The sequence below is a fragment of the Chitinophaga sp. genome (assembly GCF_035761305.1).
Taxonomy (GTDB): domain Bacteria; phylum Bacteroidota; class Bacteroidia; order Chitinophagales; family Chitinophagaceae; genus Chitinophaga.
This window is the reverse complement of record NZ_DASTRI010000287.1, coordinates 1-22,418: the sequence shown is the minus strand read 5'-3', so window position 1 is coordinate 22,418 and position 22,418 is coordinate 1. Positions and strand designations below refer to the sequence as shown.

The window sequence follows — 22,418 nt, the reverse complement described above, 5'->3', positions numbered from 1 at the left end:
AATCAATAGCGTATTACCACCGGGGTGCCTACCTTAATTACATTATACAGCTCGTTCACATCCCCGTTCTTCATGCTAATACATCCGAGCGTCCAGTTAATGCGGCTGTCTACATATGTATCGCGGATGCCGGAGGCATACTCCACACCATGAATACCTATGCCGCCGCCAATGTCCGCATTGGCCGGCAGTATGCCACGCGACTGGCGCCGGTGAAACTTGGTCCATGAGCTTTCATTGGGATAGTCCAGCAGCATAAAGCGGCTCCAGCGGCCATCATACCGTTTGCTGGTAATATGAAAAGTGCCTTCCGGCGTTTGGCGGTCGCCCTGCACCAGCTTATCCCGCAGCTCCCTGCTGCCGAATACTACCTTATAAATTTTAAGCAGGGTTACATCCTCATACAGGTACAAGCGGTAATCGCTTTTGTCTATCAGCAGAAAAACCTTGTCTGCATCAATATCGGCAGGGTTCAGCTTCACAGTGTATAAACTGTTCTCATTATTAAACCCAACCAGGGGAATAAATATTAACAGTAAAATACTCCAACAGTAGCGCGGCATCTCACAGGGAAATTTTAGTATTATGATAACGAAGCTGTTACCTGTTTATTGTATGCCGGGCTATTACAAAAAACAAAAAGCAGGAAGCAAAAAGCGCTGACGCCTTCTTTACTTCCTGCTTTTTTATTTACTGCTTTATGCTTTCTGCTTTAAGCTTTTTACTTATCTCAGTAGCCGAACAGCTCATCCAGGGATATTTTTTTCACCTCCCCGTATTTTTTCAGATCATCCTCACTGATCCTTTTTTCTGACCCCAGCACGCAATAAGTGTACGGCTTGCCGGCCAGGTTCTGGTCATGGAACTGCTTCACGTCATCAAAGGTCAGCTTGTCAACAGCGGCGTACACCTGTTTACGGTAATCGGTGTTAAGGCCCAGCTTTTGCGCGGCCAGGTAGCTGAAAACAATACCGTCCTGTGTAATGCGCTCTGTTTCGAGATCCTGCTTCATGCTTTTGCGGGCAGTTTCAAACAGCTTATCGGAGCGGGGAATATCATTCAGCAGCTCGTTCATGCCGGTAATGGCTTCGTTCATCTTATCGGCCTGGCTGCCTACGTATGCTACTACACTGTAGCGGTCATCCTTTTTCTCGGGAGAAACGTAGAAAGCATAGGTAGAATAAGCCAGTGCTTTGGACTCGCGGATGGTTTGGAATACAATAGAGCCCATGCCGCCGCCAAAGTAGTTATTGAATAAAGAAACCACTGCTGTGTTATTTACATCAAACGGCGTGGTGTTACGCACCCAGTTCACCTCTGCCTGCACCATATCGTAATCGGCAAACAGCACCTGGTTGTTGGTTTGGCTGCTCTTTTCAAATTTAACAGCCGGAGGCGCTGCTTTAAAGGCAGCAGGCAGTGTATGCAGCTTTTTCACAGCTGCCGCAGCAGAGGTTAGTGACGCCGGACCGTAATAAATAACGGTGTGCTGGTAAAAGGGCAGTGTGTGCAGCATATCTACCAGCTCTGCAGAGGTTAAGGCATCCAGGTTGGCCTGGCTAAGCTGGTTGTTGTACGGGTTTTTAGGACCATACAGGGCATACTGTACCAGCCCGCGCATAATGGCCAGCTTGCTCAGCTTATTATCCGCACGCGCTTTTTGCAGGCGGCCTTTTAATGCAGCCAGCGCAGCCTCATTGGGCTGGCAGTGTGTAAGCAGGTGCTCAAACAGCGATACTGCCTTGTCAAAATTTTCCTGCAGGCCGGAAATGGTAATAGTGGTGTTTTCCGGGCCTGACTTTACGCTAAAGTTGCATGCAATGTTGTAAAACTCCTTGCTGATCTGCTCTGTAGTGTATTTATCTGTGCCCAGGAACTGCAGGTACTCCGCGGCCAGCGGCAGCTTTTTATTGTTCCAGCTGCCCATATCAAAGCGGTAGTGCAGGCGGAACAGGCCATTATCCTTGTTTTGCACATACAGCATTTCGGCAGGGCCTATTTTGCTTTTCTGAATATCCCTGTTGAAATCGAGCCACTGGGGTTTTACCGGGGTAGCCGGTATAGTGGCTACCTCTTTCAGGAAGGGCGACTGTGCTTCGCGGTTCACCTCTACCGGGGTAATGGCGGGCTTTTCTACCTTCTGAATGTTTTTGTCTTCGCCTTTGCGTTTGTACAGCAGCACATAGTTATCTTTCAGGTATTCATTGGCAAAGTCTACGATCTGCTGTTTGGTAACCTTGCTCATGGCGTCTACCATCTCCACATCATTCAGCCAGTTATCGCCGCGGTGCTTGATAAAGCCGTCCATGAGGGAGTTAGCGCGGTTATTATTGCTTTCCAGGCCCTGCAGCTCGGAGAGCTTGGCATTATTAACAATCGCTTTTACCAGGCTTTCGTCAAACTGGCCTTTTTTCAGTATCTCCAGCTGGCCAAGCAGCAGGTCTTTTACTTCTTCCAGGGTTTGGCCCTGTTTTGCTTTACCGCTCAGGTAAAACACGCTGTAGTCTTTCCACTGCAGCTGGCCTACGCTGGCGCCCAGCACCTTTTGCTGCTTGTTAATGTTCAGGTCCAGCAGGCCGGCTTTGCCGTTGTTCAGTATCTGCGCTACTACATTCAGCAGCACGGAGGACTTTGTGTCCAGCGCGCCGGGCATACGGAAGGCGATGTTCACACTTTCTGCGTCCGGGCCAAATACTTCTTTTACAATAGGCGCTGCAATGGGCTTTTCCTGCGGGGCCTTGTATTCATTTATAGGTTTGGACTGCATGTAAGAAAAGCGCTCGTCTATTTTCTTTATCACGTAATCCGGGTCAAAGTCGCCGGCCATTACAATGGCCATGTTGTTGGGTACATAGTAGGCATCATAAAAATCGCGGATAGCGCGGAGGTTGGGATTTTTTAAATGCTCTATGGTGCCTATGGTTGACTGCTGCCCGTAGTTGTGCGTGGGAAACAGCGCCGCCAGCATGGTTTCATACATTTTACGGCTGTCGTTGTCCAGGCCGCGGTTCTTCTCTTCATACACTGCTTCCAGCTCGGTATGGAACAGGCGGAAAACAGGATCGCGGAAACGCTCGCCCTGAACGAACAGGTATTTGTCAATAGCGTTGGAGGGAATATCTTCCTCATAAATTGTTTCCTCTACCCAGGTATGGGCGTTGGTGCCCTGGGCGCCCATGCCGGCCATCATTTTATCATACTCATTGGCAATGGCGTACCTGGCGGCCAGGCCGGAAACACTGTCTATCTGGTGGTACACGGTTTTGCGGGCGTCTGCGCCGCTGGTGTGGTTGTAGGTGTCGTACAACCCTTCAATTTCGTCGAGGTAGGGCTTTTCCTTTGACCAGTCCAGAGAGCCGAATTTTTCCGTGCCTTTGAACAGCAGGTGCTCCAGGTAGTGGGCAAGGCCGGTGTGATCCTTTGGATCATTGTTGCTGCCGGCGCGTACGCCAATAAGGGTTTGAATACGTGGCTCTTTTTTGTTGACGCTCAGTATAACGGTTAACCCGTTCTTCAGGGTATAGAAGCGCGCCTGCATGGGGTCGTCGGTAACATACCGGTAAGTGTAGCCCCCGGAGGTAGCCTCTTTCCAGCTGTACTTATCCTGTGCGTGTACGCTGCTTAGCGTGCAGGATAACAACAACAGGAGGATGGCTCTTTTAAAAATTGTCATACGTTGGTTTTTGGAAGTGAAATATAGATCATTCAAATATATAGAAAAGGAAAAAGGTAAAAATGGGAGAAAAGGGAAGAAAGGCCAAAAATCGTGAGAAACGAGTGGTGGAGGGCTTAAAAAGGTGCGACAGGGCCGGATGGCAGCAATGGCAGTATGGAAACGGCATATATATGTACCGTATGGCGACGGCGCGGCTTGTTTTTTTTCAAATAATAGCGGCGGTGTGCGTTAGCAAATGCAGCTCGCTGAAGCAGCCCTGCAGGCGGCCTACTGACGGCGGGTAACAAAATGATACCGGGCCTGCAGGCGGGTTAAAAGCGTATCGGCGCCGGGCGACAGGTAATTACGATGGCTCAGGTAGCGGAAGCTGACGAGGTAAAGCTGGGGATGGGAGCCGGCCACGGACAAAGCAGCGGCGGAAAACAATTCTTTCAGGTATTGCTGCTGGTAACCAGTGGATGCGGGTACTGCTGACGGTTTAGCTGTTTCCGTTTCCCAGGCTATGGGGGTAGCGTTTACCCCCAGTATTCTTTTGTCGCAGGAATGTGCCCATATAATAAATCCGGAACAAGCTAAAAAGGTCAAAAAGGTACGCATAACTCCTAAACTTAGATCTGGTTATGAAAAATATCAAAAGCCATTAAAGCGGATGCCCACGGAAAAAGGGTATTGTTCCAACCCATAGTCGTGCAGCGGCGTGAGGGCAAAGTTACCATAAAGTTTTACAGGACCGTAGCCCAGCTCGGTGGTAATGCCAAAGCGCCATTTGTTCAGGTTAAAATCGTCTGTACGTTTCACCTTGCCTCTCTCCTCACTGATCTGTTTAGTGCGCGATTTTACCAGGTAGCCGGCCATTACGCCCATGCTCACATCTACAGAGCGGCCCGGCCTGGCGGGGTTAGAAGTAAAGTTCAGCATTAACGGTACGCTCAGGTACTCGGCAAACAATTTATTCTTGGAAAAGTGTATCGAATCTTCCCGGATTATTTGTGTAGGGTACCCCGGCACATAGGTAATACTGCGGGCATAGCGATAGTTGTTCATTTCAACGCCAATTGCATAAATAAGGTTTAATTTATGCTTATAGATATTTAAGCGCTGCATTAATATCCATATGTTCACGTTGATGGATTTGCCGGGGATCAGCTTAAACTCATCGGGGGTTAAAGGCGCGCTGGCGCTGCGCGGTGCAAAGGTGTTAAGGCCCACAGCGGAATAGTCGTAGCTTTTATTGGTTACGCTTGAATAACCGGGCGATGCATAAGCCATTAAGGCAGCTGCGCCGGCGCCGGCATAGTCGCTGCGGTCAATATAATTATTAAAGCCCAGGTCTATCACCAGCCATTTGGTATGCAGGTTTTTTTTGAGCTTATTCCTGGTATAGGCGGTATCGTTATAGAATTTATAAGTGTTTTTACCCCGGGCATCTTTGCCTTTTATAATAATAAGGCTTTTGATCTGGATGGTATCTGCCGTAGGCGCTGCAACAGCGGCAGGCGTTTGCGCCTGCGTTTTACCTACTACCATCAGCATAATGAATATCAGGTGTAAAATTTTATACTTCATATGTTCTTTCCTGTATTGATATGGTTTCCGTAATTATTTCTGATGCTTTTTCCTCGAAAAGAATTTAGCCACATTCGCCACGCCGTTCAGCAGTTTGCTTTCATTGGTGCTGGTAACCGACATGATCAGCTCACCCTGTATTTCCGGCGCCGGTGCGGCAGCGGACGGCTCAGCTTCGGGCGCCGGCGTATGCGGCAGCTGGGCGGTGGAAGCCAATACCTGGCTGCCGGCAGTAGCAGCGGCATTGCGCTGGGCGGGCTGTATGGCAATGGCCTGTTGCTCCTGTTTTTCCAGGTGTTGCTGTACCACCTCCGCGGAGGTGGCCTTTGGCTGCGGCAGCTGCGCCAGCGCAGGCGGTGTGCTATTATTAGCAACAGTGCTGCCGGTGCCTGCGCTCACCCTGGCGGGCTGGCTGGCGGTTACGGGCAGCTGTTGTGTAACAGTGCGTTTTACAGGGGCGTTATTCTTAGCTATTAACGGGTGCTTTTCCCGAACAGGGGTATGGTTAGCCGGCACCGGGCTTTCGGCGGGCATAACCGGCGGCTGTGCAGCCTCCGTAGTTGTAGGAGGCGCGGGAGCCGGCTGCTGCAGGTTTTCCGGTTGGGATGGGGCGGGCGCCGGCTGCTGCACCGCCGCTATCGGCGCCGCAGCAGGTACATGCCGGTGCAAAGGCAGCAGCCACAAAAGGAAGGCGCCGGCAACTACAGCGGCAGCAGCGCCCCACCAAACCGGCCGCAGGCCGGCGCGGGTAGCGGTATGGCGGTACAGTGCCGCTTTGCCGGGCATATGCATGCCGGTATCTGCCTGCAACTTGGCGCGTTGCAGCAGCTGCAGGGCAGGCTGCAGCCCGGGGTGCTGCTGCAGGAACTGTAACAGGGTTTGTTCCTCAGCAGGTGTTAGCTCACCGTCTATATAGCTTAAGTAGTAGGTTTCGTAATTATCAATGGTTAACGTATCGGCATGGCGGTACAGCATTTCCTTATGCTCAAAGGAAACGGTGTCGCCGGCAGGCAGGCGGGTAGCCAGCCACGTGTCCAGCTCCTGCGCCACATGGGGGTGCTTTTGCAGAAAGGCTTCCAGGGCTGTGGTTTCCGCAGCATTCAGCTCACCATCTATATAGCTTAGCAGGAAAGGTTCATAATTTTCAAGGGTAATAACGGTGCTGCGGTACAGGGAGGTTTTATTTTCAAACACCTCAGCAGCATCCGGTTTCAGCATGGCGGACTTATATACTTCCAGCTCCCTGGCCTGCTGCGGGTGTTGCTGCAGGAAAGCTTCCAGGGCAGTTTTCTCTTCATTGTTCAGCTCACCGTCTATATAACTGAGCAGGAACTCCTCATAGTTCGATATGTTGATGTCTACAGACACGGTTATATAACGTTTTCCATTTTTATCAGATAGTTCTTTAAGTGTATCCGGGCCCGGTGCAGGTACACTTTTACCTGCGAAGGGTTCAGATGCATGATGCTGCTGATCTCCTCATAGCTGTAGCCCTCATAATCTTTCAGCAGTATCAGGGAGCGCTGTACTTCGGTAAGCCGGTTCAGGGCTTTTTCCAGTACATTTTTGGCGTTATGCACGCGCTGCTCCGATATTTTTGTTTCCTCCCGGAACTGGTCTACCAGGGTAATGCGCTTCACCTTTCTCACATGGTCGATCATATTATGGTAGGCCACTGTAAACAGGTATGACTTCGCCTTTTCAAAAGGAACGTCATTACAGTGTTTCCATAATATTTCAAATGCGTTCTGAACTACATCCCTGGCATCTTCCGTGTGTTCAAGGTTTTTTACAATGAACCGGAAGAGATTGTCAGCATACAGATCTACGCACTTATTGTACTCCTTTTCCGTCATCCGGTGTTGCGGGATTTTAGTGCTAAGTTCCGACAAATACCTGAAAACCGATCCTTTCCCGTCATTAACTGGCTGCAGCTGGTGTGCTATTTACCGTTCCGGCCTCTCTCAGCGGCATAAGACTCCCGTTATCTGACGCCACTATTTTCCATAAACGTGCAGGAATGCTTTCATTCAATTTATCGCGTAAATGATAGTACTATGACGTAGGGCCACCTGTAAATGTTACAACCGGGTCAAACTTTTTGGAGAAAACCGGGAAAGGGCGGGCGGGCTCGTGGAATGGTACTACATTTATTCACATAAATTTGTCACATAAATACCAAGTTTATGAACCAGCGCTTTATTACCCGTTTAGAGCAGGAGCTGAACGAGATCCGGGAGGCCGGCCTGTATAAAAACGAGCGGATCATTACTTCCGAACAGGGAGCCGAGATACAGGTAGGCGGCAAAACCGTGGTGAACTTTTGCGCCAACAATTACCTGGGGCTAAGCTCCCACCCGGCGGTAATAGCTGCCGCCAAGGAAGCTATTGACACGCATGGCTATGGTATGAGCAGTGTACGCTTTATTTGCGGCACCCAGGATATTCACCGGGAGCTGGAACAGAAGATAGCGGCGTTCCTGGGTATGGAAGACGCCATCCTGTACGCCGCGGCTTTTGATGCCAATGGCGGGGTGTTTGAGCCCCTGTTCAACGAACAGGACGCTATTATTTCCGATGCGCTGAACCATGCCTCTATTATTGACGGGGTACGCCTGTGCAAAGCGCAGCGTTTCCGTTACGAGCATAATAACATGGCCGACCTGGAAGCCAAACTACAGGAAGCCGCCGGCGCCCGCAGCCGCATTATTGTTACAGACGGCTCTTTCAGCATGGACGGCACCATTGCGCAGCTGGACAAGATCTGCGACCTGGCGGATAAGTATGACGCCATTGTGATGAGCGATGAAAGCCATTCATCCGGCTTTTTAGGCAAAACCGGCCGCGGCACCCATGAGTACCGGGGCGTTATGGGCCGGGTAGATATTATTACCGGCACGCTGGGCAAAGCCCTGGGCGGCGCTTCCGGCGGTTTTACCAGCGGTAAAAAAGAAGTGATAGACATGCTGCGCCAGCGCAGCCGGCCCTACCTGTTCTCCAATTCCGTGGCGCCCAGCATAGTAGGCGCTTCCATTGCCGTGCTGGATATGCTGAGCCAAACCACTGCCCTGCGCGACAAGCTGGAATATAACACCCAATACTTCCGCAGTAAAATGACGGCAGCAGGCTTTGACATAAAGCCCGGCGACCACCCCATTGTACCGGTAATGCTGTACGATGCGGTGTTGAGCCAGCAGTTTGCCGACAAGCTGCTGCAGGAAGGCATATATGTGATCGGCTTCTTTTTCCCCGTAGTGCCCAAAGGCCAGGCGCGTATACGCGTGCAGCTGAGCGCCGCCCACGAGCAGGAGCACCTGGATAAGGCCATTGCGGCATTTACCAAGGTAGGTAAAGCGCTGGGGGTGATAAAAGCCGAAGCAGGAAGTACAAAGCAGGAAATAAGGTAGAAGAGCGGGGGTTTTAAGCGATTGGGAAAGATGATTGGGGCAAAATAGCCGATACTGAACCCCGGGTAGGAAAAGATGTGGGGGTTTATGCAGGGGGGAGTAGTTGCGCAGCAATGGCGCAGCAATAGCTCCCTAGGGAAAACCCCGTTTTTCCGCAGTTGCACCGCAGTAGTGCAGGGGAAAAAGGGCCTTTCCAGGAGGGAAGCATACCAATAGCACCGCAATAAAACCACCATTAAATAGGGATAGTGAAAAAACCCCCTGATATGTTCAGGGGGTTATTTTTTATCATCACATAAGAGATTGATTATTAGCATTAATTATGTTTTCTGAGTGGAAAAAGGTGGAATTGGCTAAATTTGCATAAATTTGAACAGCGTCACATTTGATCGAAAACCCACGCTGAAGTGTGGGAAACCTGAAAAGGTAGCTATCGCGTAGATCATTCGGACGCTTTTTTTATTGCCTTAATTTAAAGTTCCAGATTGTAAATCTTTCGGTTAACCTGGAAGTATTTTCTGTAAGGCCGGGCAGGCCTGCGGAGCGGGCAATATAGTTTACCAGGTCGATTTTTGCCTTTCTTGAATCAGCTAATAACTGGTACCCATTCTTTTGAAACCCGATAGCCCCCAGTATAATATCCACAATCTGTACGATCTCAGACTGCCTGGAGTCTTTAGGTTCTATCGCTACAAAAGCATTGGTTTGAATTCCCAATTTCTTACTTAAGCCCCGGTTTAAAATCACTTTTAGCTCGCCTAAAGAATAAGAAGAGTGCCGATGATCAGGATGAATAATGAATCTTGTCTGCTCGTCGCGCTTATAGCAGGGCAACCCAAAGCAATGCAATAACAGCTGGTAGTAGAACTTATAAAAGCCGAGCTCCTTATTGCCATTATTATATTTATGATGGTTTACCTGGTGGTTATCAATTACAATCGCTTTAAAGTGAAGCTTATCCGTATTATTAAGCGCAAAAAAGTAATCTATGAAGCGCTGGTATTCTTTGTATTTCTGGTTGGTAACTTTTGACCACTTTAATTCCGCATGCATATTCTGCTCTGCTCTATACTGCTGCATAGTAGCCTCAAAATTCTGCACACTCTCTGCGGGAATGATTATACCACCGATGATCATGAAGCGGTCTTTTGACTGACGGCTTTCATCGCAGTAGATATGGTAAAGTTTTCCTTTGGGGTTCATTTCCTAAATATAAGATTACCAAGGCAATCAGACATCTCCTGCATCTTACCACTGATTTATCTACTTTTGCAGCAATTAATCTAACAAATCCATGAAACATCTAGCCTGGATAGGCCTGCTGGCAACCCTACTGGTGAATGCCTGCGCTCCTAACAACGTATCGGAAGAAAAAAGCTGGGAAAAATACTTTACGCAATACAAGGTGGAAGGCTGCTTTATGCTGTTTGACAACAGCAAGGGCGTATTTAAGGTATATAACCTGGAACGCGCCAAGGAGCGTTTTCTGCCGGCATCTACCTTCAAAATATTCAATGCCCTGGTAGGCCTGGAAACCGGGGTTATTAAAGATACCTCCATGGTTATAAAATGGGACGGCATTACCCGGGAAATGCCGGAATGGAACCAGGACCTGAGCATGCAGCACGCTTTTCATGTATCATCCGTACCTTACTTCCAGGAAGTGGCCCGCCGCATTGGTAAGCCCACCATGCAAAAATGGCTGGACTCCGTTAAATACGGCAATATGAAAATCAGCCGTATAGATACCTTTTGGCTGGATAACTCCCTGAAAATCTCACCGGATGAGCAGCTGGGCCTGGTAAAGAAGCTGTATTTCGATGCGCTGCCCTTTCACAAAACCACCATGCAGTGGGTGCGCGCCGTTATGCTGATGGAAAAAACCGGAAAATATGAGCTGAGCTACAAAACCGGCTGGGGCAGGGATGGTAAAAAGGCAATAGGATGGATTACCGGCTGGGTGGAAGAGAATGGGCACCCTACCTTTTTTGTGCTGAACATTGAGTCTGAAGACCCGAATATTGAAATGCGCGGCGCACGTATGAGCATCCTGAAAAATATCCTGAAAGAGGAAGGCTATTTTGAGGGGCGCAAGTAAGCACAGGGTATTATACCGTTAAAAAACTCCTAAATCCCCGGCTTTTCGCTCTGTAAAACGTAGCAAAAAATTTATATTTGACCCATATGTTACGTTTTCAGCATAGTGAATATTTATGGGCACTGGTGTTTTTGCTGGTGCTGCAGCTGGCTTTCATCAGCGTATCGTGGTGGAAACGCCGCTCTATACGCCGCCTGGGCGACCCTGCCCTGGTGGAAAAGCTGTTCCTGGGCTATAGCCGCCGCCTGTTCACCCTCAAGTTCCTGCTGCTGTTCCTGGCTTTCTTTTTTGGCGTGGTGGGGCTGGCTAACCTGCAAAAGGGCAGCCGCATGGAAAAGATCACCCGCAAGGGTGTGGATGTGGTAATTGCCCTGGATGTTAGTAAGAGCATGCTGGCCACCGATATTAAACCCGACCGCCTTACCCGTTCCAAACAGCTTATTACCAAGCTAATGGACAAGCTGGATAATGACCGTGTAGGCCTGGTGGTGTTTGCCGGCAACGCCTACCTGCAAATGCCGCTCACCATTGACTACTCTGCCGCAAGAATGTACCTGAGCACTGTAAGCCCGGATATGATACCTACCCAGGGTACCGCCATTTCCCAGGCCATACAGGCCAGCAATGAGGCCTTTAATAAAAAGGAACGCAAGCATAAAGCCCTTATTCTCATTTCCGACGGGGAAGACCATGATGAAGGCGCCCTGCAAAAGGCCCGGGCAGCCTTTGATGAAGGCGTGGTGATTAATACCATTGGCATTGGCTCTACCACCGGCTCTCCCCTGCCCGACCCCGAAACCGGCGGTCCTAAAAAAGACCGGGAAGGCAATATTGTTATTTCCAAGCTGAATGAAAACGAGCTGAAGTCTATTGCCGCTGCCGGCAAAGGCATTTACCAGCACCTGGACAATAATACCGAAGAAGTGGTGAACAGCCTTGTAAGCAAGATAGACGGCATGGAGCAAAAAGAGTTTGGCGAAAATATATTTACAGACTATAACAGCTATTTCTATTACTTTCTGGCAGCCTGCCTGCTGCTGATAGTAGCAGAATTTTTTATACCGGAAGTAAAACGGCCTAAAGAAGAGGATGTTGTAACCATTGTTAAAGAATGATCATGCTGCAAATGAAAAACACTTACCGCATACTTATCCTGGCTGGCTTGTTATGTCTTGGCAGCACTGCCTGGGCGCAAACCGGCAATAAATATATCCGCAAAGGCAATAAGCTGTACCAGCAAAAGCAGTACACCGATGCGGAAGCCAATTACAAAAAAGCGCTGGAACAAAACCAGCAGTCGGATGTAGGGCGTTATAACCTGGGCAACTCCCTGTACGAGCAAAAACGCTTTGACGACGCCCGTACCCAATATGCCAACAGCCTGAAGCTATCAAAAGACAAAACCGTGAAAGGCGATGCCAGCTATAACATTGGCAACACCTATATGGAAGGCAAAAAATGGGAAGAAAGCATTAAGGCCTACAAACAAACGCTGAAAATGAACCCTGCTGATGAAGAAGCACGGTATAACCTGGCCTATGCGCAAGCCATGCTGAAAAAACAGCAGCAAGGCGGCGGCGGTAATAATAAGGATAATAAAGAGAACAAGGAGAAGGATAAGAAAAAGCAGGACCAGCAAAACCAGCAACAAAACCAGCAGAAAGATCAGAAACAGGACCAGCAGAATAAAGACAAAGAGCAGCAGGACCAGCAGCAAAAGCCGCAACCCCAACCCAGTAAGCTGGATAAGCAGGAAGCCGAAAGACTGCTGCAGGCCCTGAACCAGGAAGAAAAGAAGCTGCAGGACAAAATGAAGAAGGCAAAGGGCCAGCCCGTACAGGTAGAAAAAGACTGGTAGCTTATTTGCAGTGGTTTACCAAACCTGTAAACATGCTAAGCACAAGCGAAATTATTATCCGTTTAGTATTAGCCGCAGTATTGGGCAGCCTGGTAGGCCTGGAAAGGCAGCGGCTGGCCTGGGCAGCGGGGCTGCGTACGCATATGCTGGTATGCCTGGGATCTGCTTTAGCTATGCTGGTTTCGGCCTATGGCTTTGAAGAAATTATCACCCACCCATCCGTAACGCTGGATCCTTCCCGTGTAGCCGCACAGGTAATCAGCGGCATTGGCTTCATAGGCGCGGGCACCATTTTATTCCTGCGGCAGCGGGTAGTGCGGGGGCTTACCACCGCAGCCGGCCTTTGGACAGTTGCCGCCATCGGGCTGGCCGTGGGCGGCGGCATGTACATAGCAGCCGGCGCAACCACCGCCATTACCCTTGTAATACTGGCTGTGCTGAAACCCCTGGAAAAAAAATTCTTTGGCATCAGGAAGGCGCGGATCATCCATGTAAGCCTTACCCACTCCGGCAATACCTTACACACCATTGCCGCCCTGTTACAGCAGCATAATTTACAGTTTGATGAAATTACCCTTCACCCGCTTGAAAAAGCGGAGTCGGACGGGCTGCGGATAACACTCAACAAAACAGCGCAGCAGCCGGCTGTGCTCAAAGCCATTGATGCCCTGCGGCAGGCAGCCGGCGTGCAGGAGGTAAGCTATCTTACACAGTAACCGCCGGTTTTTCTATAGAGGGCGCTTTCCCCGTATGTTTCTTAAATGCTTTGATAAAATGTGCCTGGTCATAATAACCATGTTGCAACGCTATGCTGGTAAGGCTTTGGCCGGGCTGCCCCATACTGAGGTAAGCGTGCAGGAAGCGGGTAGTGTCAATATAGGCCATGGGCGTAATGCCCAGCTGGTTGCGGAAGTTGCGCTCCAGCCATTTATAATTTACTCCCAGGTGGTTACATACAGCGGCCACGTTCACCTGCCCCTCACGGCTACGGATATACTGTACAGCCGCCTGCACCAGGTAGCCTGGCGGCGGGCAGGCCGGTAGCTGTGCCAGCAAAAAGTTATCCAGCAGGGCGGCCTGCGCTGCCTGGCTGCCTGCCCGGCAAATGCTTTCGGCCAGCTGCTGCCCTGCCGCGCCCCATACCGCAGTAACCGGCAGCAGCGGCGCCGCTGCTACCGCAGGCAAAGGTTGCTGCAGTAACCGGAATAAGCCGTTGCAGGTAAACTGCACCACCAGCATACGCATTCCCTTTGGCCAGGCCTGTATATAGGTGTGGTGCAGGCCATAGCAACAAAAGAAAGCATGCTGCAAACACAGGGCATGCCTGCCCGTGAACTGTATGCTGTAAGGCGCATCCAGCAGGAACAGCAGGGCCGGATGCCCGTGCAGCGTAGCCCATACCGGGCGCCCGTTTTGCCCGCTGGTGCACCAGTAATAACCGGCCACAGTTTCCTGCAGGGCCTGTGCGGGCGCTACGGCGCAAAGCTTTTCGCGGAAAATATGTGCAAGTATGTCAACCGGCATGTTGCAAAAATATGTCTAAAATCTACTATTCCGGCGGCCCGCATTACGCTTGTTTTGCAGTATGATATTACCTATTGTAGCTTATGGAGCAGCCGTGTTACGTACACCCGGCCGGCCGGTAACCCCCGCCACCCCTGGCCTGCAAAAGCTGGTGAACGATATGTGGCATACGCTGGAAAATGCCGGTGGTGTGGGCCTGGCCGCCCCCCAGGTAAACCAGCCCTTGCTGCTGTTTATAGTAGACAGCACCGCTGCAGATACCGGTAACGGCATACGGCAGGCATTCCTGAATGCCCGGATATTGAATTATAGTACAGATACCTGTTCAGATACGGAAGGCTGCCTGAGCATACCGGGCATATGGGAGGAGGTGGGCCGCGCCTGCAGCATTACCATCCAATACCAGGATGAAGCCTTTAATACCCTTACCCAAACCTACCATGGCAGCACCGCGCGTATGATACAGCATGAGTATGACCATACACAGGGCAAGCTGTACGTTGATTACCTGCCGCCCCTGCGGCGGCGCCTGCTGCAAAACAAGCTGCAGGCCATCAGCAAGGGAAAGGTAAAAAGCCCTTATCCTATGAAACGTTGAGGGCGAAATGCTGAACACTAAACGCTTGTGGGTTTTATTAGAAAGTGTGCAGCGTTGGCATTAGGCATCAGGCATTTGCATTAGCGTTTCACATTGAGCATTCACCGTTTTGCATTTCGCATTCTGCGTTAGGCCTTTAGCGTTTTGTGTTCCGCGTTAAGCTTTCAGCATTTTATCCCTGAAATCCTGTGGGGCAATGCCGGCATGATTCTTAAAAAAACGGCTGAAGTAGGCCGGGTCTTCAAACCCAAGCTCATAAGTGATCTCCTTTACGCTTTTATGGCTAAACGCCAGCTTGCGCTTGGCTTCCAGCACCAGGCGGTTGTGCAGCAGCTCTGTAATGGTTTTGCCCGTATGTTCCCGTGTAATTTCGTTCAGGCGCTTGGGCGTTAAGGAAAACGCGGCAGCATAAAAGGCAACATGGTGCTGTGTGCGGAAATGTTTTTCCAGCAGGCGCCGCAGCTGCGCCACCCGCTCGTTGCCCGGCAGGGGCGCTGTAGCCTGGGCAGCGTTGCGCCTTTTCTCCCTTTCGGCCTGCAGTAAAAAAGCATTCAGGTAATGTTTAATGATGTTGCGGTTGCTGTTGGGGGCGCTCTTTTCGCGGTACATAAGATTTGCCAGCAGCTCCAGGGCCGCTGCCGTATGCGTGTTGATGTGGATGGGAGCATAGCCGGGGGTAGCATCAAACAGGCTGGTAAAATCATACATGGTACCACGCTCCAGGCGGTTGCTGAAGTAAAACTGCTCTGTAAAGGTGATCACATGCCCCTCCTTTCCGTCGTCCAGCAGCTGGTGTACCTGCCCCGGCTCCAGCAGGAACAGCATGTTATCCTGCAGCTCGTATGAAACAAAATCCACCACGTGCTGCCCGCAGCCCTTTGAGAACCAGATAACCTGGTAATGATCATGCCGGTGCGGCTGCCGGTTAGGTTCTCCGTTAAAGTCCCCCAGGGGGAATATATTAAATTGTCCTACAAAGGGCAGCTGCTGGTAAGGTATATCTGTGTGTTTATGCAGCATACCCGTCAAATTTAAAGAATTGTAGCATGGGTTTGCGCCGCCGGCTTGCAACTTGTCACTATTCTTTACCTTTGCTGTACTATGCAGCTATATTGCCCTTCACTTACCGCATACAAGCGTTTACCCACCCTCGAAGTAAAGGTGGGCGACCTCCTTATCGGGAGCCAGCACCCTATCCGCATTCAAACCATGACCACCACGGACACCATGAACACGGCCGCTACCGTGGCCCAGGCCATCCGTTGTATAGAAGCCGGCGCCGAGCTGGTACGCATTACTGCGCCCAGTAAAAGCGAAGCAGAAAACCTGCTTCCCATTAAAAATGAGCTGCGCAAAAGGGGCTACCACACGCCGCTGGTGGCCGATATACACTTTACGCCCAATGCCGCTGAAATTGCCGCCCGTATCGTGGAAAAGGTACGGGTAAACCCGGGTAACTATGTAGATAAGAAGAAGTTTGAAACCCTGGTATATACCGATACCGAGTACCAGGCTGAAATAGACCGTATTCGCGAGCGGTTTACCCCGCTGGTGAATATTTGCAAAGAGTATGGCACCGCCATGCGTATAGGCACCAACCACGGCTCGCTGAGCGACCGCATAATGAGCCGCTACGGCGATACGCCCATGGGCATGGTGGAAAGCGCTATGGAATTTTTGCGCATAGCCGGCGACCTGCACTACCATAACATTGTGCTGAGCATGAAATCCAGCAACCCGCAGGTAATGGTGCAGGCCTACCGCCTGCTGGTGCAAACCATGCAGCAGGAACTGGGGTACTGCTATCCCCTGCACCTGGGCGTAACAGAAGCCGGCGACGGGGAAGACGGCCGTATTAAATCGGCCATTGGCATAGGCACCCTGCTGGAAGACGGCGTGGGCGACACCATACGCGTATCGCTTACAGAAGATCCTGAGTTTGAGCTGCCCGTTTGCCGCGACCTGGTAAAGCGCTATACTAACCGGGAAGAACATACGCCCATACCGCCGGTTGACAAGCTGCCCTACTCCCCCTTTGAATATAAACGCCGGGAAACCATTGCCGTGGATAACATTGGCGGCAAACAGGTACCGGTGGTGGTAGCGGATTTTCGCGGCATTCAAAACATTCAGCCCAACGACCTGCAGGCCATTGGCTACCAGTATGACGCCATTACCGATAAATGGAATATTGCCGACCAGGCAGCCGATTATATTTTCACAGAGCAGGAGCTGCCTTTTGCCTTACCCGGCACCTTAAAGGTGATAACACCCTACGAAAGCTGGCTGCAGGCAACCGACAAGGAAAAATATTTCCCTTACCTGACGCAGGAAGCCTACCTGGGTAACACAAAACTATCGCCGGTGCTGAACATCATAGATGCAGACAGCGGAAAGCCCTTGCCGGATGCCCTGCTGCAAAAGCTGAAAACAGATACCACGGCAGTGCTGTGCATAACCGCCACTGAAAATAAGCATGCCATGCCCGAAGTAAGGCGCATGTTAATAACGCTGATGGAGCAACAGGTGCAAACGCCGGTAATACTGCTAAGCGCCAGCAAGCAAGCAACGCCGGACGACCGCCTGCTGCAATACGCCATAGAAACCGGCGCGCTGCTGCTGGATGGTTTTGGCGACGGTATTGCCCTGGGCATTAACTATACCCCGCAGCGCACCACGCAGGATCTGGCCCGTATTAATCCCATAGCTTTCGGCATACTGCAGGCCACGCGCACACGCATTTCCAAAACAGAATATATTTCCTGCCCCTCCTGCGGCCGCACTTTGTTTGACCTGCAGGAAACCACCGCCAAAATACGGGCAGTAACCAACCACCTGAAAGGGGTAAAAATTGCCATTATGGGTTGTATTGTGAATGGCCCCGGTGAAATGGCCGACGCTGATTTTGGCTATGTGGGCAGCGGGGTAGGCAAAATAACCCTGTACCGGGGTAAAGAAGTGGTAAAACGGGGATTGAACAGCGAGGTAGCTGTAACTGAGCTGATTAACCTGATAAAAGAGAACGGCATGTGGGTGGAAACCGTAGCGGCAACACAGGCAGGGTAAAAATAAAATGCCCGCCTGGGGCGCGGCGGACATTTTTGCTATAGCTATTTTTTGAGGTTAACAGGATGATTCTGAAAAATGTTTCAGCACATTGCATCAATAGGTGGTGAACGCTTCAGGGGCTAACAGTATTTATTGGACAGTACAAAGGTACATTGCGGCAATGGTGTAAGACAAGCGTATTTCTACTGGTTTTTTAGGGGAAAATACTTTTTATGCGTATCTTACTAATCTAAAACAACTTTTATGAAGCAATTGCTGACAGCTATACTTGTTTTGCTATTAAGCGCTTCTGTAACCCTGGCGCAAACGCCGGCCCATACCAAAGCCAAATCCAAAACGGAGAAGGCGGCCACCGGCACCAGCGGCAGCGGCCCCGTAAAGAAGGACGGTACACCGGATAAACGTTTTAAGGCGAATAAAACCGCGGCCACCCAGGGTCCTAAAAAGAAAGACGGTACGCCGGATATGCGCTACAAAGCCAATAAGGGTACCGCCAAAAAGAAAAGTTAACACTCGTCAAGTCAAGGTTTAAAACTGTTATAGTAAAAATGGGCTTCTCCGGAGGCCCTTTTTTATTTGTAATTTCACCCCATGTTGGACTTCAGATTAAAGGTCTTCTATACCGTTGCCAAGCGTTTAAGCTTTACCAAAGCGGCAGAAGAGCTGTTTATTTCACAACCCGCCGTTACCAAACATATTCATGAGCTGGAGCAGCAGCTGGGCCTGGCCCTGTTTGAACGTATCGGCAACAAAATTACCATTACGCAGGCCGGCCGCATTGTGATGGGCTATGCAGATGAAATATTTACCAGCTACCGTAACCTGGAGTATGATATTAACCAGCTGAAGCACGAAAGGGGCGGGTGGCTGCAAATAGGCGCCAGCACTACTATTGCACAATACTTTATTCCGCCGCTGCTGGCCAGGTTTAACCAGCGCTACCCGGAAATTAAAACCTCCCTTATCAGCGGTAATACCGAGCAGATAGAACAGGCCCTGGTTGAAAAAACCATACAGCTGGGTATTATAGAAGGCAGCTCCCGCAACCCCCAGCTGAAGTATACGGAGTTTTCCAAAGATGAAATTGCGCTTATCGGGAATATGAAATACAGCTATGGCTCCGGTGAGGTGCTTACAGCCGCAGAGTTAACGGCCATTCCGCTGCTGGTGCGGGAGCACGGCTCCGGCACCCTGGAGGTAATAACGGAGGAGCTTAAACGCTTAAAGCTGAAGCTGACAGATCTGAACATTGCCATGCACATGAGCAGCACAGAAAGTATGAAATCATACCTGCACTATGCGCCGGTGGCCGCCTTCATCTCCTTACAGGCCGTTAGCCGTGAGCTGGAAGCCAGGGAGTTTAAAATATTACCGGTAAAAAATTTCAAGCTGGTACGGCAATTCAGGTTCACGCATTTACAGGGCCAGCAGGATAAGCTGGCGCAGCTGTTCATGCGTTTTGCCGGTAAGGAGGTGAAGGAGGAAAAGTAAAATGCTTACCTGCTGCGTTGCAGGGTATACACAATAAATGCGCTGTTGCCCTCAAAATTAACCGGCGCGCGCCATACCATTGTATTACCGTCGTTAGAGCTGATCTCTACCCGGTAACCTTCTGTTACATTCTTGGCCTTTACGCCTTCGGATAATTTCTTGAACTGGAACATGGTAGATCCGGCCTGCTTGTATAACGACCACATAATGGGTTGTGAAACAGCGCTGCAGCCTTCTGCAGTGGAGGATAATGTATAAGAGCCTTTGCCGTTATTGGGTAATACCCAGCTGCTGCCGTTAAAGCAGTTATAGGAAGCTTCGTCAAACACGGTTACCTTACTGTTGGCGGGTATTCCTTCAAACTGGATGTCGGTTATCACCCAATTACCTTTTACACTGCTTTTGGAAATGTCTTGTGTAGCAGTAGCGCCGGATGAGCTGGCGCAGGAAACAGCAAACAGGGATGCTATGATCAGGCATAATGCTGCCAGGGCAAGATTTTTCATCTTCATCTGTTAAAATTTAATTTGAGTGCAAATCTCTGCTTTTGCACCAAACAAAAGCAAGAAATATACCATTTAAACAACAGGGCGGGCTATTTTGTTAAGGAAGGCGGTTGCTGTGTAGTTGGATAGCTGCGCAGCAGCTTATCCTCCAGCTGGTGGTATTTATTATAAAAGTAAATGCTAACGGCCAGCAGCACTACCAGTAACATACAAAGCCCTACAAACACGCAGCGCCACCACAGGTTTACCTGCATATACCGGCGCCGGGGCGGCTCCCGCAGGTTAATAACCGTATAGCGCGGCAGCTCCCGGCGTTTGCTGCGGTGGTTGTGGCGGGGCTCCCATTTTACTTTACGGCTGATGGTTTCCCATACCTCCGCGGGCGGTGTAACCCCGCCGGCCATGGATGCCTGCTGCAGCTTATAGGCCACTACGGAAATTTCCGACTCCAGCTCGGGGTGCAGGTGCCGCATACGGTCCAGCACCGCCTCTTCGTCGGCAGTAGCCAGCCCCAATAAGCAGCATTCAATTGCTCCACTGTTTATGTAAGTTCTGAGATCCAATGACTAATTTTTATGGCGGATAAGCGGAACGTTCCCGTACATTCACGTATCAATATGATCATATATACGTTACCGCTGCAATAAACGTTTTCTCCCGACCGCAAAAAAAATAATCTGCGTGTCAGCGCCGGCGCGGCGCCTTTCCCAGCAGCACCCGGGCTATTTGCCGGGATATGGCGCTATCACACAGCTGATCCAGCCAGAAATACTCCCCCGCAGCGTTTACTTCCAGGAAATAGTATTGGTTATCAGGCGTTAATACCAGGTCTATAGCGCCATAATTAAGGCCATAGCGGTCCATAAAGGCCAGCAGCAGCTGCTGCACCTTTTCCGGCAGGCGGCAGGGTGTCCAGCTATCCACCAGGGTGGCGCCTTCCTTGCGCCAGTCCGTGGCGGCCCGTTCCGATATAGTGGAGTTAACGCTAAAGGCAAATACCTCATACCCTACTATATTCACCCGCAGCTCCAGCTGCTTTTCAATACGCTCCTGGAACACCATGGGGCAGTACTGCACGCTGTCCAGCTCCTGTAAATGGCTTTCTTCCACCACGTTGGTAAATACCACATGTTCCACCCCCTGCCGGTAAATGGCAAAAGCGCTTTGCATTTTGGAGATCACGGGCGCATTTACCGCAGCTACAAAGCGGCGGATATCGTGGGGGTTATTACTAATGCAGGTAGCAGGTATGTTAAGCCCGCAGGCAGCGGCTATACGCAGTTGCTCCTCTTTGCTGTCAAGGCGGCGGTACACGCTGTAGCGCTCCATCTGGAAAATATCCAGCCCCTCAATCATCCCAAACAGAGTGCGCTTGGCCTCCAGCTGTGCTGCCGGCATATATTCCTTATCTATCACTTCGTTCAACCCCTTGCCAATGTTGTAGCTGCGGCGGTACCAGATGCCGGCTGCATCGTGCAGGGTATGGATGCCGGTTTCATTTTCCAGTGTTACCTCCTGCTGCTGCTGCCGGTATACGGAGCTAAGGCGGGTGTATAACGGATACCGGTCTACGTTAAAACGAATGGCCTGGCCGCCTGCTTCTTCCACAAAGCGGCTTACGGTATCTACGGAAATATTGTCTTCGGTATGCGTGAGTATGATCACCTTTGGTTTAGCCATGTTGTATCTTATTTACAAGTTTTTCTGCAATGGTTTCGGCAATTGGGTAGCCCAGGTATTTTTGCAGCATGCCCCATTCGCCCTGGGGGTTTACTTCCAGGAACACATACGCGCCATCGGGCCGGCGTATCATATCTATCGCTCCAAAGGAAAGGCGCAGCCGCTGCATAAGCCTATGTATACTGGCTTCCACTGCAGGCGGCAGGGTATAGGGCGCCCAGGGTAAGGCAGCGTTGGCGGCACGCCAGTCCGTTTGCCCGCCGGCATCCTGCGTGGCATTGATTTTACCGGTATAAAAGGCGCCGCACACATATACTATGCGCAGCTCATAGGCTTTGGGCACCAGCTCCTGGAAAATCATGGGGCAATAGGCCAGTGAATCTAACCCCGGTAAATGCTGCGCGGTAACGCGGGTGGTGGGAAAAAAAGCGCCGGCGCCTTCCATACTGCGGCTAAGGGCGCCGTGCAGCTTCATTACTATATTGCCCTGGCAGCGGGTATAAAAATCCCGCACCTGTTCAGGATTGTTGGTAAACAGGGTGCGGGGTACCTGCAAACCGCTTTGCCGGGCCTCCTGCAGCTGCAGCAGCTTGTTGCCACATACAGCATGGTCAGCATCCAGGTTATTGATCCAGGGCACGTGCTTCAGTGCATCAAAAAAAATATGCAGGCCGGTACGGTACTCCCTGTTAAATACGGGCAGGTAAGCAGTATCAAGCGCGGGGGGAGTTTGCAACGCCCATAGCTTACGGTACCATACGCCGGTAATACCGGCGGCGGATATACGTTTTTGTTCAAGCTGCAGGTACAGCTGCGGGGTATCATTATCCAGTTCATACTGCAGCCGGTAGCGGGCGCCCAACTCGTCGGAGTTAAGGCGCCAGGAGGGATAACCCAGCTTTTCGAGGTGCTGCTGCACACGGTCTATCGTATAAAAATCCTGTG

General features: G+C 50.7%; 22 protein-coding genes. 9 read left to right on the top strand and 13 right to left on the bottom strand.

The genetic code is table 11. The features are described 5' to 3' along the window. Nucleotides 1-2: 2 nt before the first annotated feature. From VFS25_RS24795 to VFS25_RS24770, 6 genes are all read right to left on the bottom strand, one after another. A complete protein-coding gene (locus VFS25_RS24795) occupies nucleotides 3-482 on the bottom strand; it encodes a L,D-transpeptidase (protein WP_326464881.1) in 480 nt (159 codons plus the stop codon). A 248-nt stretch (nucleotides 483-730) separates the two neighbouring features. Continuing rightward, complete coding sequence (locus tag VFS25_RS24790; protein WP_326464880.1) at nucleotides 731-3,673, bottom strand: insulinase family protein; 2,943 nt, start codon at nucleotides 3,671-3,673, stop codon at nucleotides 731-733. A 270-nt stretch (nucleotides 3,674-3,943) separates the two neighbouring features. After that, on the bottom strand, nucleotides 3,944-4,273 hold the full coding sequence (locus tag VFS25_RS24785; RefSeq protein ID WP_326464879.1) for a hypothetical protein: 330 nt from the start codon (nucleotides 4,271-4,273) through the stop codon (nucleotides 3,944-3,946). A 33-nt stretch (nucleotides 4,274-4,306) separates the two neighbouring features. Next, nucleotides 4,307-5,242 (bottom strand): outer membrane beta-barrel protein, encoded by a 936-nt coding sequence (locus VFS25_RS24780; RefSeq protein WP_326464878.1) that lies wholly within the window; start codon nucleotides 5,240-5,242, stop codon nucleotides 4,307-4,309. Between the two features lie 33 nt (nucleotides 5,243-5,275). Then, the gene (locus tag VFS25_RS24775) at nucleotides 5,276-6,610 is read right to left on the bottom strand and encodes a hypothetical protein (RefSeq protein ID WP_326464877.1); all 1,335 of its coding nucleotides are present in this window, start codon (nucleotides 6,608-6,610) and stop codon (nucleotides 5,276-5,278) included. Between the two features lie 2 nt (nucleotides 6,611-6,612). Beyond that, a complete protein-coding gene (locus VFS25_RS24770; protein WP_326464876.1) occupies nucleotides 6,613-7,098 on the bottom strand; it encodes an RNA polymerase sigma factor in 486 nt (161 codons plus the stop codon). A gap of 330 nt (nucleotides 7,099-7,428) precedes the next feature. Between VFS25_RS24770 and kbl the strand changes: the two genes are divergently transcribed. Further along, entirely contained in the window at nucleotides 7,429-8,649 is a 1,221-nt protein-coding gene (gene kbl, locus VFS25_RS24765) for a glycine C-acetyltransferase (RefSeq protein WP_326464875.1), read from the top strand. A gap of 459 nt (nucleotides 8,650-9,108) precedes the next feature. On the opposite strand, the gene VFS25_RS24760 is transcribed toward kbl, so the two are convergent. Beyond that, a complete protein-coding gene (locus VFS25_RS24760; RefSeq protein WP_326464874.1) occupies nucleotides 9,109-9,852 on the bottom strand; it encodes a DUF3800 domain-containing protein in 744 nt (247 codons plus the stop codon). A gap of 91 nt (nucleotides 9,853-9,943) precedes the next feature. Here VFS25_RS24760 and blaOXA point away from each other — a divergent pair, with 91 nt between their 5' ends. The 4 genes from blaOXA (at nucleotide 9,944) to VFS25_RS24740 (ending at nucleotide 13,321) form a co-directional block, all read left to right on the top strand. Then, the gene (gene blaOXA, locus VFS25_RS24755) at nucleotides 9,944-10,747 is read left to right on the top strand and encodes a class D beta-lactamase (RefSeq protein WP_326464873.1); all 804 of its coding nucleotides are present in this window, start codon (nucleotides 9,944-9,946) and stop codon (nucleotides 10,745-10,747) included. An 86-nt stretch (nucleotides 10,748-10,833) separates the two neighbouring features. After that, nucleotides 10,834-11,862 (top strand): VWA domain-containing protein, encoded by a 1,029-nt coding sequence (locus tag VFS25_RS24750; protein ID WP_326464872.1) that lies wholly within the window; start codon nucleotides 10,834-10,836, stop codon nucleotides 11,860-11,862. Nucleotides 11,863-11,864: 2 nt separating this feature from the next. After that, nucleotides 11,865-12,605, top strand: a complete 741-nt coding sequence (locus VFS25_RS24745) for a tetratricopeptide repeat protein (RefSeq protein ID WP_326464871.1) — start codon at nucleotides 11,865-11,867, stop codon at nucleotides 12,603-12,605. 32 nt (nucleotides 12,606-12,637) lie between these two features. Further along, the gene (locus VFS25_RS24740) at nucleotides 12,638-13,321 is read left to right on the top strand and encodes an MgtC/SapB family protein (protein ID WP_326464870.1); all 684 of its coding nucleotides are present in this window, start codon (nucleotides 12,638-12,640) and stop codon (nucleotides 13,319-13,321) included. Here VFS25_RS24740 and VFS25_RS24735 read toward each other — a convergent pair. Continuing rightward, on the bottom strand, nucleotides 13,311-14,129 hold the full coding sequence (locus VFS25_RS24735) for an AraC family transcriptional regulator (protein WP_326464869.1): 819 nt from the start codon (nucleotides 14,127-14,129) through the stop codon (nucleotides 13,311-13,313). The genes VFS25_RS24740 and VFS25_RS24735 overlap by 11 nt on opposite strands. Before the next feature lie 61 nt (nucleotides 14,130-14,190). Between VFS25_RS24735 and def the strand changes: the two genes are divergently transcribed. Further along, nucleotides 14,191-14,727 (top strand): peptide deformylase, encoded by a 537-nt coding sequence (def, locus tag VFS25_RS24730; RefSeq protein ID WP_326464868.1) that lies wholly within the window; start codon nucleotides 14,191-14,193, stop codon nucleotides 14,725-14,727. 156 nt (nucleotides 14,728-14,883) lie between these two features. Here def and VFS25_RS24725 read toward each other — a convergent pair whose 3' ends face one another. Further along, complete coding sequence (locus tag VFS25_RS24725; protein ID WP_326464867.1) at nucleotides 14,884-15,747, bottom strand: helix-turn-helix domain-containing protein; 864 nt, start codon at nucleotides 15,745-15,747, stop codon at nucleotides 14,884-14,886. 81 nt (nucleotides 15,748-15,828) lie between these two features. Between VFS25_RS24725 and ispG the strand changes: the two genes are divergently transcribed. The 3 genes from ispG (at nucleotide 15,829) to VFS25_RS24710 (ending at nucleotide 19,287) form a co-directional block, all read left to right on the top strand. Next, nucleotides 15,829-17,793, top strand: coding sequence for a (E)-4-hydroxy-3-methylbut-2-enyl-diphosphate synthase (gene ispG / locus VFS25_RS24720; RefSeq protein ID WP_326464866.1), 1,965 nt, complete (start codon nucleotides 15,829-15,831; stop codon nucleotides 17,791-17,793). 246 nt (nucleotides 17,794-18,039) lie between these two features. After that, nucleotides 18,040-18,306 carry a hypothetical protein gene (locus VFS25_RS24715; protein WP_326464865.1) on the top strand — a complete coding sequence of 89 codons (267 nt, stop codon included), beginning with the start codon at nucleotides 18,040-18,042 and terminating at the stop codon, nucleotides 18,304-18,306. Between the two features lie 81 nt (nucleotides 18,307-18,387). After that, a complete protein-coding gene (locus tag VFS25_RS24710) occupies nucleotides 18,388-19,287 on the top strand; it encodes a LysR substrate-binding domain-containing protein (RefSeq protein WP_326464864.1) in 900 nt (299 codons plus the stop codon). A gap of 5 nt (nucleotides 19,288-19,292) precedes the next feature. Here VFS25_RS24710 and VFS25_RS24705 read toward each other — a convergent pair whose 3' ends face one another. The 4 genes from VFS25_RS24705 to VFS25_RS24690 all read right to left on the bottom strand — a co-directional run. Beyond that, complete coding sequence (locus VFS25_RS24705) at nucleotides 19,293-19,793, bottom strand: hypothetical protein (protein WP_326464863.1); 501 nt, start codon at nucleotides 19,791-19,793, stop codon at nucleotides 19,293-19,295. A gap of 89 nt (nucleotides 19,794-19,882) precedes the next feature. Continuing rightward, entirely contained in the window at nucleotides 19,883-20,356 is a 474-nt protein-coding gene (locus tag VFS25_RS24700; protein ID WP_326464862.1) for a hypothetical protein, read from the bottom strand. Between the two features lie 121 nt (nucleotides 20,357-20,477). Then, on the bottom strand, nucleotides 20,478-21,473 hold the full coding sequence (locus VFS25_RS24695; protein ID WP_326464861.1) for an MvdC/MvdD family ATP grasp protein: 996 nt from the start codon (nucleotides 21,471-21,473) through the stop codon (nucleotides 20,478-20,480). Continuing rightward, nucleotides 21,466-22,418: MvdC/MvdD family ATP grasp protein (locus tag VFS25_RS24690; RefSeq protein ID WP_326464860.1), on the bottom strand; the 953-nt coding region annotated here is incomplete at its 5' end. The genes VFS25_RS24695 and VFS25_RS24690, both read right to left, overlap by 8 nt.

Excerpts from the sequence above, each read along its gene's own strand:
- VFS25_RS24790 (WP_326464880.1), bottom strand. The coding sequence starts at position 3,673 with ATGACAATTTTTAAAAGAGCCATCCTCCTGTTGTTGTTATCCTGCACG.
- VFS25_RS24785 (WP_326464879.1), bottom strand. The coding sequence starts at position 4,273 with ATGCGTACCTTTTTGACCTTTTTAGCTTGTTCCGGATTTATTATATGG.
- VFS25_RS24780 (WP_326464878.1), bottom strand. The coding sequence starts at position 5,242 with ATGAAGTATAAAATTTTACACCTGATATTCATTATGCTGATGGTAGTA.
- VFS25_RS24770 (WP_326464876.1), bottom strand. The coding sequence starts at position 7,098 with ATGACGGAAAAGGAGTACAATAAGTGCGTAGATCTGTATGCTGACAAT.
- kbl (WP_326464875.1), top strand. The coding sequence starts at position 7,429 with ATGAACCAGCGCTTTATTACCCGTTTAGAGCAGGAGCTGAACGAGATC.
- VFS25_RS24760 (WP_326464874.1), bottom strand. The coding sequence starts at position 9,852 with ATGAACCCCAAAGGAAAACTTTACCATATCTACTGCGATGAAAGCCGT.
- blaOXA (WP_326464873.1), top strand. The coding sequence starts at position 9,944 with ATGAAACATCTAGCCTGGATAGGCCTGCTGGCAACCCTACTGGTGAAT.
- VFS25_RS24750 (WP_326464872.1), top strand. The coding sequence starts at position 10,834 with ATGTTACGTTTTCAGCATAGTGAATATTTATGGGCACTGGTGTTTTTG.
- VFS25_RS24745 (WP_326464871.1), top strand. The coding sequence starts at position 11,865 with ATGCTGCAAATGAAAAACACTTACCGCATACTTATCCTGGCTGGCTTG.
- VFS25_RS24740 (WP_326464870.1), top strand. The coding sequence starts at position 12,638 with ATGCTAAGCACAAGCGAAATTATTATCCGTTTAGTATTAGCCGCAGTA.
- VFS25_RS24735 (WP_326464869.1), bottom strand. The coding sequence starts at position 14,129 with ATGCCGGTTGACATACTTGCACATATTTTCCGCGAAAAGCTTTGCGCC.
- def (WP_326464868.1), top strand. The coding sequence starts at position 14,191 with ATGATATTACCTATTGTAGCTTATGGAGCAGCCGTGTTACGTACACCC.
- VFS25_RS24725 (WP_326464867.1), bottom strand. The coding sequence starts at position 15,747 with ATGCTGCATAAACACACAGATATACCTTACCAGCAGCTGCCCTTTGTA.
- ispG (WP_326464866.1), top strand. The coding sequence starts at position 15,829 with ATGCAGCTATATTGCCCTTCACTTACCGCATACAAGCGTTTACCCACC.
- VFS25_RS24715 (WP_326464865.1), top strand. The coding sequence starts at position 18,040 with ATGAAGCAATTGCTGACAGCTATACTTGTTTTGCTATTAAGCGCTTCT.
- VFS25_RS24710 (WP_326464864.1), top strand. The coding sequence starts at position 18,388 with ATGTTGGACTTCAGATTAAAGGTCTTCTATACCGTTGCCAAGCGTTTA.
- VFS25_RS24705 (WP_326464863.1), bottom strand. The coding sequence starts at position 19,793 with ATGAAAAATCTTGCCCTGGCAGCATTATGCCTGATCATAGCATCCCTG.
- VFS25_RS24695 (WP_326464861.1), bottom strand. The coding sequence starts at position 21,473 with ATGGCTAAACCAAAGGTGATCATACTCACGCATACCGAAGACAATATT.